The organism is Streptomyces sp. ID05-39B (assembly GCF_033794725.1).
GTDB lineage: Bacteria > Actinomycetota > Actinomycetes > Streptomycetales > Streptomycetaceae > Streptomyces > Streptomyces bobili.
Map to the genome: position 1 here is coordinate 1 of NZ_JARGEF010000223.1, position 13,348 is coordinate 13,348.

Here is a 13,348-nt window from a genome sequence, read left to right on the forward strand (position 1 = left end):
ATCATTGTCTTTTTTTTTATTTTCTCTTTTTTTTGTGGGCTTGGAGTTTTTTATAAGAGACAGGCGGGGGGAGAGGGACACGGCCGTCAGCCCTCCAGGACCGTGCGCAGGTCCCACAGGGTGCGCCAGGTGGCGGAGCCCTGTTCCGCGCGGCGGCGGACGGGACCGTCCCAGTAGCCGCGCAACCGGGCCGCGTCGGCGGGGTCGTCCTTGCGGACCACGCCCAGGAGGTGGCCCGGCAGCAGTCCGAGCACGTCACGGTCGCCCGGGAAGTAGGCCGCCGCGAGAGCCAGGGCCCCCGCCACGGACACGGCCTCGGCGGTGCTCATCACCGTGGAGGGCCGCTCCACCTCCCAGCCCTCCGCCGACCGGCCCTCGCGCAGATCCCGGAAGGCCGTCACCAGGGCCTCCAGCACCGCGTCGTCGACGTGGAACGGAGCCCCGGCCCGCTCCACGGACGCCCGCGCCTGGCTGCGTACGAGCGCCGTCTCGGCGTCGAGGTCGGGGATGGGGCCGACCGTCTCGAAGTTGAAGCGGCGCTTGAGGGCCGCGGACATCTCGGAGACGCCCTTGTCCCGCAGGTTGGCCGTGGCGATGAGGTTGAAACCGGGTGCCGAGTGCGCCAACGCGTCCTGTGAGCCCGCAAGTTCGGGTACGGCGATACGACGCTCGGAGAGCAACGACACCAGGGAGTCCTGCACCTCGGGCAGACAGCGGGTGACCTCCTCGACCCGCGCGATACCGCCAAGGCGCATGGCGGTCAGCACCGGCGAGGGCACCAGTGCCTGCCGGCTCGGCCCCTGCGCCAGCAACAGGGCGTAGTTCCAGCCGTACTTGAGCTGGTCCTCCGTGGTGCCGGCCGTGCCCTGTACGACCAGGCCGCTGGTGCCGCACACGGCGGCCGACAGCAGCTCCGACAGCATCGACTTGGCGGTACCCGGCTCGCCGACGAGCAGCAGACCGCGCTCGCCCGCGAGGGTCACCACGCACCGCTCGACCAGGGCCCGGTCGCCCACGAACTTGCCCTCGATCACGAGCCGACGCGGCACCCCGTCGGCCGCCTCGGCACCGTCGGGCAGCTTCAGGGCCCGCCCGTCGCTGCCCATGACGAACGTGACGACCGCGCGCGGGGTCAGCCGCCAGGCAGGCGGACGCGGCCCGTCGTCGTACGCGGCGAGGAAGGCCAGCTCGGTGGCGTGCAGATCCTCTCGCGGGACGATCTGGCGGGCCGGGGCGGGGGACAGAGTGGTCGTCATCGGCGCGTGTTCTTCCAGGTGCGGGGGGACGGTGGTCATCGGCGGCGGCCCTTGCGGGTGGCGCGGGTGGTGAGTTCCTCGTACGCCGGGGCGTCACCGGCGCGGACACGGTCCCAGGCGCGCGTGAACAGCTCGGGCACGGGCACCAGAGGCACCGCACGGGCGTGCCCGGGCACCGGGTAGAGCTGCTCCTTCCACACCTCGACCGGCAGCGCGGGTGCCTTGAGATCGAGCCAGCCGCACGGCAGGAAGAGGGTGCGCCCGGCGCGCGGCCGCTTGGCCTCCACGACCAGGTCCGTGGCCGTGAGTTCGGCACGGGCCTTCTTCATTCGGGCGGGCTTCCAGCCGGTCCAGCGGGCGCAGTTGCGGTCCGTCGGGTCGGGCAGGGCGAGCAACTGGAGGTAGAGCGCCGCCGCGTCCTGGCTCAGACCGTGTGCCCCGGCGACCTCCGCCACCAGCTCCGGCACGGTGACCGCCGGGTCCTGGGCGTGCCCGCCGGACTCGTCGGGCCGGTCGGACTCCTGGGGGCCGATGCCGGCGGCGAGGGCACGGGCGAGGTCGTCGCCGAGGAGGGTCCGCAGCGCCCGCAGCCCGCTGCCGCGTCCGGGTCCCGCGAGCCCCTCGACGAGCCCGAACACGGTGTCGTCGGGTCCGGTCAGCCCGGCCGGGCGGACCAGCACCGCCTCCTGGTCCTGGTGCCAGGGGCGCAGCACCAGAGCGTCACCCAGGCGCGTCATACCGTCCGCGTCGGTGCCGCCGGTGGCGGGCATGCCGTACGCCTTGCGCAGTCCGGGCGCGGTCGTGCCCTTCTCCGCCCAGGTGACGTCGAGATCGAGCAGCAGTCCCGGGTCGGTGAGCCGGCGGCGCACCGCGGCGAGCCCCTCGGGCAGGGCGGCGCGCAGCGGATGGCCGTACGGCAGGGTGTAGGCGAGGCCGGCCAGGGAGGCCACGGCGTTCGTCAGCTGGTAGCGGCTGGGCAGCGCCCGCCCGTCGTCGGGGACGAGGTCGCCGTTCTTGCCGGTCCGCTGGACGGTGGTGCGGCTGATCCAGGGCGTGCGGGCCGGGTTGAGCACGTCCTCGACCGAGCCGATGGACACCCCGGCGAGTTCGAGATCGGCAGCGATGTCCTCGGAGAGCCGGACGAACCCGCCGAACCGCTCCTCCCACACGCGTCCAGCGGCTGCCGTGTCCGGGCCGGCGGTCCACAGGTCACCCGGGTTGTCGGGCAGCAGGGCGCCGACGAGGGCGGGCCCGTCGCCGAGCCGGAAGGAGGTCAGCATGCTGTCGCCGAAGGTCTTCTGGCGGGGCTTGAGCCCGATCGTGGCGAGCGCCTGCGTGGCCACCTCGTCCGGCTTGCCGGCCAGCAGCAGCGCTGACTGCACGGGACCGAGCGCGCCCCCGGTCGCGGCGGTGAGCGCGTCCGGCGCGTCCGGCTGCCAGGGGGCGGCGCCCTTGTCCCGGATCAGCTTGGTGACGGCGGTCAGCGCGGTCGCGGGGAACACCGCCGGGTGCGCGGTCTCCCGCTCCAGCACGAAGTGGGCGATCGCGCCGAACGCGCCGGAGGGGTCGTGGTCCAGGGCCAGCCAGTGCACGCGCCCGGTCGCCCGGTCCACCTGCTGGCAGCCGAGCACCACGACGGTACGGCCGTCACGGCGCAGAACCTGGCCGAGGCGCTCGTGCTTGTCCTGCGGCTCGCTCAGCACGATCTCCCGCAGCGCGGCGCCGTCGGCCGCGGCCAGCCGCCCGTCCGCGATCACCTCGAACAGCACCAGGAGGGCTTCCCGGTGCGCGTCGGACACGACCGGGGAGGCGGCGCGGTAGGCGAGTGGCCGCAGCACGTCGAGCACAGAGGGCCACAGCACCCCGATGGCCGGAATGGTGAACTCGTCGCTGCGCCAGCCCTCGGCGGCCCCTGCCGTGCGGGAGCGTTCGGGCAGCGGCCTGCCGTCGGCGGGCTTGCCGGACAGCACGTGGTTCACGGCGCGGATCTGCCGGACGGAGTTCCAGACCTCTCCGCCGCCCCACCAGCCCTGCTGCAGGGTGAGGCCCGCGGTGGCCTCCCGCAGCGTCTTGTCGTCGGCGTGCCGGGGACTGTAGTCGAGGAACATGCCCGCGACGCGCTGCCGTTCCAGAGGCTTCAGCTCCACCGGCGGGGTCACGAACGCGGCGGTCGACTCCGCGAGCCGCAGCACCGCCCGCACGAGCGCGGACACGCCGGTGAGCAGGTGCGGCTCGGTGAGACCGGGCAGGCAACGGGCCACCGTCTCCCGCAGTACCTCGTCGGAGCTGGGGAGGGCAGGGGCGCCGGGGGCGGGGGCTGCCGCTCCAGCGGGATTCCCTGCCGTAGTAGCCGTAGTAGCCGTAGTAGCCGTAGTAGCCGTAGTAGCCGTAGTAGCCGTAGCAGCCTCGGCCGCCTTGGCCGCGGCCCACCGCACGGCATGCTCGGCGAGCGTCTGCGCCCCGGTGCGCAGCACCGTGGCAGCCTGCTCGTCGGTCAGTGCCCGCAGGACTGCGGACGCCGCCTCGTCCCGTGGCCGCATCGCGTGCCAGAAGTCGACCGGCGGGACGAGCCGCGTGCCGGCGGCGAACTGGCCGCCCCGCTCCAGCGGGGTGACGCGCCCCGACTCCCCGGGCTCGGCGGCGCCCTGGGCCGTGTAGAAGGCGATCCCCCGGTGCAGGCTGACGACGACGGGTTCGGCCCCTCCGGGGAGCCGCAGCGCGCCGATGGGCACGCCTCGCGCGACGCCGTCGCGGCCCTTCGGCAGGGAGACCGTGCGTCCGTCCGGCGTGCCGACGGTGGTGCGGGCCTCGGCGCCCTCGCCCTCCTCGCGCACCCAGCGCCCGAGGACCGTGCCATCGGTGCCGAACGGGCTCTGCTCCAGACCGGGCTGGAGCGGCAGCACCGCACAGTGCTGCTGCAGCAGGGTGGCGTCGTCGCGGACGCCCGTCTGCAGGAAGGCGGGCAGCGAGGCGCGTCCGTGCGTGCCGGTGGCGGGGTCGTACTCCAGCCACACGTGCTTGCGTCCCTGCCGCCCCTCACGCCAGTACGAGGTGCCGTCGCCGAGGATGCGCCGACTCGGCGGCAGGACGGTGTCGCCGGTGTGCAGCGTGCGCCCGCCGGTGGCCCGGCCGCCTGCGGGCAGCGGGATCGACGGTTCACCGACGTCGTTGGCGCCGTACCAGTGGGCGATCTGTTCGCCGCCGAGGGAGAAGGTGTCGGCCGGGCGGGCCGACCAGTAGCCGAGCTGCTTGGCGCCCTCTCGCCATGTCACCAGCAGTTCGCCGTCGGTGAACCGGAACGACGGACGCTGCCAGCGGTCCAGTCCTTCGGGCAGCCGCAGATCGTGTTCGAGGAGGATGCCCTCAGGGCCGACGACGATCACCTTGTGCTTGCGGGCGAGGATCAGCGCGGGCCAGGCCTCCTCGACGCGCAGGTTGTCGTCGCGGTCGCGCTTGGTCTCGGCGTCGAGCCGGCCGAGCGCCTCCTCCAGGGCGGGCCAGCCCAGTTCGTCCGGGATGCCGGCGCGCAGGGTGCGGCCGAGCAGCGGCGCGACCTCGTGCGCGGCGACCTTGGCGACGGCGGCGGGGCTGATCCGGTCGGCGATGGTGCGGAACGGGCGCAGCTTGTCCAGCGCCGCGTGCGCGGAGGGCAGACCGGCCGCGGCGGTCAGCTCCTCGGCCGCGTCGTCCAGCCACTCGCGGAGCACGTCGGCGAGGACGGGATGACCTGCCAGCCCCTCCAGCAGCGGCGCGTCGGGCCGGTGGCCGCCGAGGGTGCCGACGGACACGTAGAGCAGCCGGCGGTGGCGCGGGTCGGCCGCGACGGCCGTCAGCTCGCGCCGCCCCGGCGCGGTGTCCTTCAGCCACTGGCTCAGGGGGAGGAAGACGTTCTGGCCGGCGCCGGGCGGGGTCAGCGGCACGCGCTGCGCCAGGCACAGGTCGAGGAGGTCCAGGTCGGCTCCGGCGTGCCAGCGGCCGGTGAAGAGGTCCACGGGCCGGCCGTGGTCGCGCAGCCGCGAGGCCATCCGCTCGACGAGCGCCATCGTGGCCGGCGAACGGCCGCTCACCGAGGAACCGTGCTTGCGGTGCAGGGACCAGCGGCTGAGCCAGTCCGCCGCGTCGACCTCGGAGTCGGACTCTCCGGTGAGGAGCAGATCCGCGCCGCACTCGGTGAGGAGCGCCAGCCAGAACTCGTCGTCCTGCGTGGAGCGGCCCAGGCCGGACGGCATGATCTCCAGCAGCCGGGCCCGGACGGCGGGCTGCTGCTCGGCCAGCAGCACCAGCGTCGCCCGGTAGGTGTTCCAGAAGGACGCGGGCGCCCGGACCGCCGCCGGTGAGGCGATGAGGTCGGCGACCAGCGCGCACTCCTCGGCGGCCCGGTCCAGGCCGGCGGCCTTGATCAGCCCGCGCGCGTCCTGCGGCAGCGAGGCGTACGGCGGCATGCCGGCCGCGCACCGCTCCACCGTCAGCTGCCGGAACTGCGACCAGGCCTCGGCCGGGCTCAGGCGCGCCGCGAGCGCCTTGACGTGCTCCTTGAGCGCCTTCACCGTCAGCGCCCCGGCGAACGCGAACTCCAGGAACACGGCCCGCTGCCGCTCCTCGTCCACGGCCAGCGCGTGCACCCGCTCGGCCTCGCGGGACTTGCCGAAGAACGCGGCGGCGTACGTGGTGTTCTCGTGCTGGAGGAAGACGCGGGCGGCCTGCTCGTAGAAGGTGGGCAGGAAGTGCGGCACGGACCGGCCGAGCCGTTCGCCGAGCGCCTCGAAGCCCTCCTTTGCGGTGCCGGGGCGGGACTTGGCTTGCCGCGAGAGCCGCTCCACGTCCTTGACGAGGGCCAGCGCGTGGTGGCCGTTCGCCGGGTCGTTGACCAGCGCCCAGGCGGGGAAGCCGAGCGTCTCCCGGCGGACCTGTCCGACCTCCGGAGTCTCCGGGTCCCGGACCAGGCCGAGGAAGTCCAGGGCCAGGTCCTCCGCCTCGCCGAGCGTGCCCGGCACCAGCCGCACGATCTTCCGCTCGTCCAGCGCGGGATGCGTGTACGTGCGCACGGTGAGGATGTCGGCGTCCTCGCGGACGGTGGTGCCCGGCGGCAGGACCGCGCCGGCTTCGAGCAGTGCCGCGGAAGTGGTCTCGTCGTACGTCGTCATGCCGCCTGCTCCTCGTCCTCGATGTCCCGCCCGGCGTACAGCGAGGCCGCCATGCGCATGCCCTCCGACCAGGCCACCGGCCCGACCTGACCGAGCTTCAGGGCCCGGCCGGCCGGGTCGGTGAAGGTCAGGGGACCGGTCTCGGTCTCCTCGTAGCCGTCGTAGTCGCCGATCCACACCCGGGCCTCGACGCCCCGGCCGTCCTCCAGGACGGAGCAGACGGCGTTCCCGCCGCGCACGCGGTAGCCGAGCTGGGCGGCCCTGCCGTGCAGGAAGCGCAGCTCCTTGAAGGCGCCGCCCGCGTACTCCTCGACGGAGGTGCCCTCGGTGTCGAGAGCGGAGGGCCGCCGCCAGACCTCGCGGAACAGTTGCTGGGCGCGCTGCTCGACGCCGAGTTCGACGGCGAACTCCCGCAGGTCCTCCAGGTCTTCCAGGAGCACCGGGTGCGGGAGGCGGACCAGGCCGGGGGTGATGCGGACGGTGTCACCGTCGAGGTCGACCAGGCCGAGGCCGCGCTCGGGGTCGGCGTCCCGCAGGAATCCGGCCACTTCGCCGTCCTCCCCGGTGACGACGAGGTCGCGCAGGGCGGCCTGCCACGCCGGGTCGGGCCAGACCCGCGCGAGGACGGCGAACGGCACCGGCAGGGAGCGCACCATCCAGCGCTCCACGTCGGTCAGGCACCGGTGTTCGTGTCGCTCCAGCCATTCGACCAGCTGACGCAGGCCCACCACGGCCGGATCGTCGGCGATCTTGGGCGGTACGGACTTCAACCGCCGCCCTGCCGCGTTGCGGCACACCACCTTGCCGTCGTCTAGGGCAACTTCGTAGTCGCCGGCCGACACCCACCCCATGTGTTGCCTCCCGCACCCGCACTGATCAAGTGACCGGAACTCTAGATCAGGCCACTGACAACGGGTCCTGACGGGAGGTGATGTGGACCTTGAGGTTGTGCACTATCTTGACGCCAGTAAGAAAACAGCCCTAGATTCGCCGCCGTCAGTGCACTGAGTATCCGCACGTTCACGCTCCACCCCCACCGACAGGAGCCGTCCTCATGCGCACCCGCACCCGACCCCGCACCGCCCTCGCCGCCCTGGCCCTGACCCTGTCCCTCACCCTCGCGGTCCCCGCCGCGCAGGCGGACACGCGGGCCGCCGCCCGGCTCACCGGCACCCTCGCCGACGGCGCCACCTGGATCGCCGACGTCCCCGACGACTGGAACGGCACCCTGCTCGTCTTCAGCCACGGCTTCGGCCCGACCGACGCACGCAACGCCCCCTCCGAGGCCGTCCGCCTCGAACTCCTCGCGCAGGGCTATGCGTTGGCCGGTTCCTCCTACGACCCCAACGGCCCGTGGTGGGCGCTGGAGAGCGCCGCCCGCGACCAGTTCGCGACGATCGACGCTGTCACCGCGAAGATCGGCACACCGCGCCGCACCTTGGGCGTCGGCCAGTCCATGGGCGGCCTCGTCAACGCGCAGCTCGCCCGCGACGGCGCCGGCCGTATCGACGGCGCGCTCGGCCTGTGCGGACTTGTCGCGGGCGGCACCGACCTGGAGAACTACCAACTGGACGCGGAGTACACCATCGCCCGGCTCCTGCTGCCCGAGGGCCAGGAACCCCCGGAGCTGGTCGGCCTGGACACGATGGCCGAGGCCGCGGCCACCGCCGACACGCTCACCGCCGCCGTCACCGCCGCGCAGGCCACCGCACAGGGGCGCGCCCGTATCGCCCTGGCCGCTGCCTTCCTCAACCTGCCCGCCTGGGCGCCGGGCGAGACCGCGCCCGCACCGACGGACTGGGCGGAGCAGCAGGAGCAGCAGTACGCCTGGTTCGCGCAGGGCATTCTCAGCTTCATCGAAACCGGCCGCCATCACATCGAGCGGTCCGTCGGCGGCAACAACTCCTGGAATCGCGGCGTCGACTACGCCCGTCTCCTCGCCGGCTCCACGCACGCCCCGCAAGTGCGCGCTCTGTACCGGTCGGCGGGCCTGGACCTGCGCACCGATCTCGCCAAGCTCACCGCGGGCGCCTCGATCACCGCGGACCCGGAGGCGGTCCGCACGGCCGAGCGCACCTCGTCCGCCGGCCAGGGACTCGCCGTACCGCTGCTGAACGTGCACACCGTCGCCGACAACCTGGTGCCGGTCGAGCAGGAGCGCCGCTTCGGCGAGCGGATCCGCGCGGCCGGGGACGGGGCGCTGCTGCGGCAGGCTTACGTCGAACGCGTCGGGCACTGCACCTTCACCACCGCGGAGACCGTCGCCGCGCTGCACGCGCTCGAACACCGGGTGGACACCGGCCGCTGGGACCAGGTCGCGACCCCGGCCGCACTCCAGCACGCGGCGACCGGCCTCGGCCTCGACGGCGCGGCGTACATCCCCTACCGTCCGGCACCGCTGACGGTGGGCCGCGACCGCTGACCGCGGCGGCAGGTGTCCGAGGCGTACCGGCCGGGGACCCGGCCGGTGACGTCAGCCCTCGACCCAGCCGTGGTTCTTCGCGAACTGGGCCAGTGCGGAACGCACCTGGAGGATCTGTTCGGCGGTCAGCGAGGGCGCCGCCGTCAGCAGCGACTCGGTGACGTCACGGGTGAACTCCTCCGTGCTGAGCACGTCGCACAGGACGTCGTCGTCGGCCGCGAGCGGCTTGCCGTCCTCCCCGCGCGCGAGCCGTACGCCGGACGCCTTCGGACCGCGCTCGCCGTCCTCGACCTCGAACTCGACCACGAGGCCCCGGCGCACCTGCGACTCGGGCATCAGCATGTCGTTGACGTGCAGGAAGACATCCTCCCCGCCGTCGTCGGGCGCGATGAACCCGTAACCCCGCTGGCTGTCGAAGCGCACCACACGACCAGCAACCATCCCAACCCCCAACAACCTCGAAACACCCACGTCGGTGGACCTGAGCAGATCGTAGTCACCGCGAAGGCCCGGAGCGACCGTCACGGGCGCGCGGGGCACGGTTCGGCACCGTGGGGGAGGCGGGTCAGGACTCGGCGCCGCCGGTCTTCTCGGCGTCGCGCTGCTTCAGGCGCGCCGCCTCCTTGCGGACCTCGGCCTGGGTGGCGCGCTCCTTCTCCAGCCACGCGGGCCCGGCGTCCTTGATCTCCTGGATCTGCTCGCTGGTCAGCGCCTCCGTGACGCCGCCGCGCGCCAGTCCGGCGATGGACACGCCGAGCTTCGCCGCGACCACGGGACGGGGGTGCGGGCCGTTCTCCCGCAGGGCGCGCAGCCATTGCGGCGGGTTCGCCTGGAGCTCGTTCAGCTCGGCGCGCGTGACGACACCCTCCTGGAACTCGGCGGGGGTGGCGGGGAGGTACACACCCAGCTTCTTCGCCGCGGTCGCGGGCTTCATCGTCTGGGTGCTCTCGTGCGACTTCATGCCATCCAGACTATCGGCCGCGGACCGGGCCGCCGACCACAGCCGGTAGCCTGGCGGGATGACCGACTCGGCGGATTCCCCTTCGTTCCGGCTCGCGTACGTCCCCGGAGTGACCCCCGCCAAGTGGGCGCGGACCTGGCATGAGCGCCTGCCCGACACACCCCTCACGCTCCTGCAGTTGACGCCCGCCGAGGCCGCCGAGGCGCTGCGCGAGGGCACCGCCGACGCGGCCTTCGTACGGCTCCCGGTGGACCGCACGGCGTTCAGCGCGATCCCCCTCTACACCGAGACGACGGTCGTCGTCGTGCCCAAGGACCACGTGATCACGGCGGCGGAGGAGGTGACCCTCGACGACCTCGCCGACGAGGTGGTCATCCACCCGCTGGACGACGTCCTCGGCTGGGAGAAGCTCCCGGGGGAGCCCGCCTTCGAGCGCCCGCAGACCACGGCCGACGCGATCGAGCTGGTCGCGGCGAACATCGGCGTCCTGGTCGTGCCCCAGTCGCTGGCCCGGCTGCACCACCGCCGCGACCTGACCTACCGGACCCTGGTGGACGCCCCGCAGTCCAGCATCGCCCTGTCCTGGCCGCAGGACGCCACGACCGACCTGGTCGAGGACTTCATCGGCATCGTCCGAGGCCGCACGGTCAACAGCACCCGCGGCCGCGGCCGGCAGCCGCCCGCCGAGCCGAAGGCCGAGCGCGCCAAGCCGAGGACCGGCGGTGCCGCCCCGCGCAAGGCCGGCTCGGGCGGGGCCGCGCGGGGCGGCCGCAGCGGCGGCGCCAAGGGCGGCGGCAGGCACGGCACCGGCGGCAAGCCCGGCAAGCCCCGCCGCCGGTCGTAGCGACACCCCGGGTTCATCGGAGAGTGGCCGCCGTCAGCCGCCCGCCGTGCGGCCGATCGACTCGACGAGTGGCAGCAGGCGATAGGACACCCGCTCGCGCAGCGCGACCTCGGTGCGGGTACGGACGACACCGGGAAGGCTGATCAGCTTCTGGATCACGTCCTCCAGGTGGGCGTTGTCACGCGCCACGACCCGGGTGAGGAGGTCGCCGCCGCCGGTGATCGAGAACACCTCGACGATCTCCGGTGCGGCAGCCAGCGCGTCGCCCACGTCGTCGAGGTGGCCCTGAGTGACCTCGATGTGCACGAAGGCGAGCACGGGGTGGCCCAGCGCGGCGGGGGAGAGCGACGGGCCGGTGCCGGTGATCACACCCTCGCGCTCCAGCCGGTCGAGACGGGCCTGGAGCGTGCCGCGCGCCACGCCGAGGAGGCGCGCGTACTCCCGCACGCTCGTGCGGGGCTGCTCGAGCAGCAGTCGCAGGATGCGGGTGTCGAGTGCGTCGACGGCCATGGTGCCCGGACTCCTCCTGTCCTCGGTGATCCGCGGCCGACTGTACCAATGGCCCAGCCGGGCGCATTCCGGGCGGACCGCCCCTCCCGGGTCCGTTGCCCCTTCCGTAACTCTTCCGGGTGCAGGGAGCCTGGGCCAATGGACCAGGGAAATCGGACCCACTTGAGCCAGCGGCGGCAGGGGCCCGTCATGGAGCCGTCGGTGGCGCTGCGGATCCGGCGGCGCCCTTTTCTTGCCGGTCTTCATGGGTGACCGATGGGGGTGCAAGCAATAATGAAGAGGGTGTTCGCGGTCTCGGGCGGCGCCGGACACTCCCGGCCCGGCGTCGTCACCGGCGGGCTCGCCGTGCCGCTCGCCCTGTTCACCGTCACCGAACCCACCGGGCGCGGCCAGGTGCGGGCTGCCTGGCCAGCGGCGGGCACAGAAGTGATCACCGGATGCCGCAGCCACATGTCGCCCTTCAGTGCTGGTCGTACACGAGGAGGCCGTCGTCACGCAGCCGGGCACCAACTGTCGGCCGGTGTTCGGTCAGCCGCCCGTCATGAGACAGGTGCAGTACCGGGGTCCCGCGCGCGAGTACCGCGAAATCGGCGATGATCCGCCGGTGACAGCGCCACCAGACCGCCTCCGCGCACATGACCGTGGTGCGTACCGCCGCGGCCTGCGCGAGCAGCTCGTCCATCGCAGCCACGAACTGCGGGTCCCGTGTGTACCCGGCGTATCCGCGGAAGGAGGCGTTCTGCCAGAACGTGTCGGGTGAGGCCGGCGCGGTCCTGCGGAAGCCCCCGAGTCGGGGTTCCCACCGGTAGGCGATCCCCTGACGCGGCATCCACCGCTCCAGCGCTCCTCGGTTCGTGTCCGGGTTGTGGCGGCTTCCCGCAGCGGTGCGGACATCGACCACGGCCAGCACCTCGGCGCCGTCGAGGAGGGCGGCCAGCTTTTCTCTGGCGGCGCTGCTGTGCCCAAAGGTGAGCAGCTGACCGCGGCTCTGGCCGGTCCGGTTCACCTGTCAGCCGGGTTTGGCGACGGTGAGGAGCACCGCCGCGTCGTCGATCGCCTGCACGGTGTGGCGGGCTTGGGGGATGACGATCAGGTCGCCGCCGCGCCCCTCCCAGGTGGTCTCGCCGCTGGTGAGCCGCACGCGGCCGCGCAGCACGAACAGGGTCGCCTCTCCGGGGTTCTCGTGCTCGGCCAGCGACGTTCCGGCGGTCAGGGCGAGGACGGTCTGGCGCAGCGTGTGCTCATGGCCGCCGTAGACGGTGGTGGCGCTGCGCCCGCTGGAGGTGGCGGCGGCCCGTTCCAGCTGCTCGCGAGCCTGTGCGTCCAGGGAGATCTTCTGCATGTGTGCGGCCTCCAGGTACGTGTGGCGGTATCCATCCGATGGTGTGCCGTTCGAACATCCCGCACATGGCTGTTGCGGCGCGACCGGCTGGACGCGCCGACCGGCATTGACTCCTACCCACTCGCCGGATCGGCGGGGTGTCCCTGTCGGCTGCGGTTGTCTGGCGGATAACACCCATCTCACACAGTGTGGACGTATATGAGATGAGAAGGGGAGAATTTCATGGGCGGACAGGATTCGGCCTTGAACGTGGTGGTGGGTGTCGACGGCTCGCCTTCGTCGCATGCCGCGCTGCGGTGGGCGGTCCGGTATGCCGAGCTGATCGGCGGTGATGTGGTGGCAGTGGCAGCCTGGGAGCTGCCCTGGGCGTACGGGTGGTCCGCGCCCGCGGTGGACCCCACGTTCGACCAGACGATCGCTGAGCAGGGCCTCGTCAACCAGGTGCACCAGGTTCTCGGCGAGGCGGGCGCCGCCGCGGTGCGAAAGCGTCTGGTCAAGGGCAATCCCGTGGAGGTGCTGATCAGCGAGGCGGAAGGGGCCAAGGCCCTGGTGGTGGGCAGCCGGGGCATGGGCGGATTCCGTCGAACGCTGCTGGGCTCCGTCAGTCAGCAGTGTGCGATGCACGCCACGTGCCCGGTCGTCATCGTTCGTGGGACCGTCGAGGTGACGGACGCCGGTACACCGGCCGAGTGAGGCGGCACCCACTGTGGGCGAGGCCTGCTTGGCGACCCCGTCCCATGACGCGCGGACCAGGCGCCGTGCGACGCGCCCGGCACCGCCTTCAGCAGCGACCGGACCCGCGCCAAGGCCATCGGCTACGGCGCGCACTTCGTCAACGGCCAGATCTTCGCCCTGCTGTACTACGCGGC

General features: G+C 72.9%; 11 protein-coding genes. 3 read left to right on the forward strand and 8 right to left on the reverse strand.

What is annotated here, in order from left to right; translation table 11 throughout:
- Positions 1 to 86 precede the first annotated feature (86 nt).
- From P1P75_RS32770 to P1P75_RS32780, 3 genes are read right to left on the reverse strand one after another with little or no spacing between them, the layout of a single operon-like run.
- A complete protein-coding gene (locus P1P75_RS32770) occupies positions 87 to 1,256 on the reverse strand; it encodes an AAA family ATPase (RefSeq protein ID WP_319262448.1) in 1,170 nt (389 codons plus the stop codon).
- Positions 1,257 to 1,291: 35 nt separating this feature from the next.
- On the reverse strand, positions 1,292 to 6,400 hold the full coding sequence (locus tag P1P75_RS32775; protein WP_319262431.1) for a hypothetical protein: 5,109 nt from the start codon (positions 6,398 to 6,400) through the stop codon (positions 1,292 to 1,294).
- Positions 6,397 to 7,251, reverse strand: coding sequence for a DUF4132 domain-containing protein (locus P1P75_RS32780; protein ID WP_319262433.1), 855 nt, complete (start codon positions 7,249 to 7,251; stop codon positions 6,397 to 6,399). The genes P1P75_RS32775 and P1P75_RS32780 overlap by 4 nt, the downstream gene beginning before the upstream one ends.
- 203 nt (positions 7,252 to 7,454) lie before the next feature.
- On the opposite strand from P1P75_RS32780, the gene P1P75_RS32785 reads away from it, so the two are divergent.
- A complete protein-coding gene (locus tag P1P75_RS32785; protein WP_319262435.1) occupies positions 7,455 to 8,822 on the forward strand; it encodes an alpha/beta hydrolase in 1,368 nt (455 codons plus the stop codon).
- 51 nt (positions 8,823 to 8,873) lie between these two features.
- On the opposite strand, the gene P1P75_RS32790 is transcribed toward P1P75_RS32785, so the two are convergent.
- Together P1P75_RS32790 and P1P75_RS32795 are read right to left on the reverse strand one after the other, a co-directional pair.
- Complete coding sequence (locus P1P75_RS32790; RefSeq protein WP_319262437.1) at positions 8,874 to 9,263, reverse strand: cold shock domain-containing protein; 390 nt, start codon at positions 9,261 to 9,263, stop codon at positions 8,874 to 8,876.
- A gap of 124 nt (positions 9,264 to 9,387) precedes the next feature.
- On the reverse strand, positions 9,388 to 9,783 hold the full coding sequence (locus P1P75_RS32795; RefSeq protein ID WP_319262439.1) for a DUF5997 family protein: 396 nt from the start codon (positions 9,781 to 9,783) through the stop codon (positions 9,388 to 9,390).
- A 58-nt stretch (positions 9,784 to 9,841) separates the two neighbouring features.
- On the opposite strand from P1P75_RS32795, the gene P1P75_RS32800 reads away from it, so the two are divergent.
- Positions 9,842 to 10,627: a LysR family substrate-binding domain-containing protein gene (locus P1P75_RS32800; RefSeq protein WP_319262440.1), complete on the forward strand. Its 786-nt coding sequence runs from the start codon at positions 9,842 to 9,844 to the stop codon at positions 10,625 to 10,627.
- Between the two features lie 33 nt (positions 10,628 to 10,660).
- On the opposite strand, the gene P1P75_RS32805 is transcribed toward P1P75_RS32800, so the two are convergent.
- From P1P75_RS32805 to P1P75_RS32815, 3 genes are all read right to left on the reverse strand, one after another.
- Complete coding sequence (locus tag P1P75_RS32805) at positions 10,661 to 11,137, reverse strand: Lrp/AsnC family transcriptional regulator (RefSeq protein ID WP_319262442.1); 477 nt, start codon at positions 11,135 to 11,137, stop codon at positions 10,661 to 10,663.
- Positions 11,138 to 11,597: 460 nt separating this feature from the next.
- Complete coding sequence (locus P1P75_RS32810) at positions 11,598 to 12,143, reverse strand: DUF488 domain-containing protein (protein WP_319262444.1); 546 nt, start codon at positions 12,141 to 12,143, stop codon at positions 11,598 to 11,600.
- Positions 12,144 to 12,146: 3 nt separating this feature from the next.
- Positions 12,147 to 12,479 (reverse strand): cupin domain-containing protein, encoded by a 333-nt coding sequence (locus P1P75_RS32815; RefSeq protein WP_319262445.1) that lies wholly within the window; start codon positions 12,477 to 12,479, stop codon positions 12,147 to 12,149.
- Positions 12,480 to 12,701: 222 nt separating this feature from the next.
- On the opposite strand from P1P75_RS32815, the gene P1P75_RS32820 reads away from it, so the two are divergent.
- The gene (locus P1P75_RS32820) at positions 12,702 to 13,172 is read left to right on the forward strand and encodes a universal stress protein (protein ID WP_319262447.1); all 471 of its coding nucleotides are present in this window, start codon (positions 12,702 to 12,704) and stop codon (positions 13,170 to 13,172) included.
- The last annotated feature ends 176 nt before the right edge of the window (positions 13,173 to 13,348 follow it).

Bases quoted from the DNA above. Each gene is read 5' to 3' on its own strand.
- P1P75_RS32775 (WP_319262431.1), bottom strand. From the start codon at position 6,400: ATGACGACGTACGACGAGACCACTTCCGCGGCACTGCTCGAAGCCGGC.
- P1P75_RS32800 (WP_319262440.1), top strand. From the start codon at position 9,842: ATGACCGACTCGGCGGATTCCCCTTCGTTCCGGCTCGCGTACGTCCCC.
- P1P75_RS32785 (WP_319262435.1), top strand. From the start codon at position 7,455: ATGCGCACCCGCACCCGACCCCGCACCGCCCTCGCCGCCCTGGCCCTG.
- P1P75_RS32790 (WP_319262437.1), bottom strand. From the start codon at position 9,263: ATGGTTGCTGGTCGTGTGGTGCGCTTCGACAGCCAGCGGGGTTACGGG.
- P1P75_RS32805 (WP_319262442.1), bottom strand. From the start codon at position 11,137: ATGGCCGTCGACGCACTCGACACCCGCATCCTGCGACTGCTGCTCGAG.
- P1P75_RS32770 (WP_319262448.1), bottom strand. From the start codon at position 1,256: ATGACGACCACTCTGTCCCCCGCCCCGGCCCGCCAGATCGTCCCGCGA.
- P1P75_RS32780 (WP_319262433.1), bottom strand. From the start codon at position 7,251: ATGGGGTGGGTGTCGGCCGGCGACTACGAAGTTGCCCTAGACGACGGC.
- P1P75_RS32795 (WP_319262439.1), bottom strand. From the start codon at position 9,783: ATGAAGTCGCACGAGAGCACCCAGACGATGAAGCCCGCGACCGCGGCG.
- P1P75_RS32815 (WP_319262445.1), bottom strand. From the start codon at position 12,479: ATGCAGAAGATCTCCCTGGACGCACAGGCTCGCGAGCAGCTGGAACGG.
- P1P75_RS32820 (WP_319262447.1), top strand. From the start codon at position 12,702: ATGGGCGGACAGGATTCGGCCTTGAACGTGGTGGTGGGTGTCGACGGC.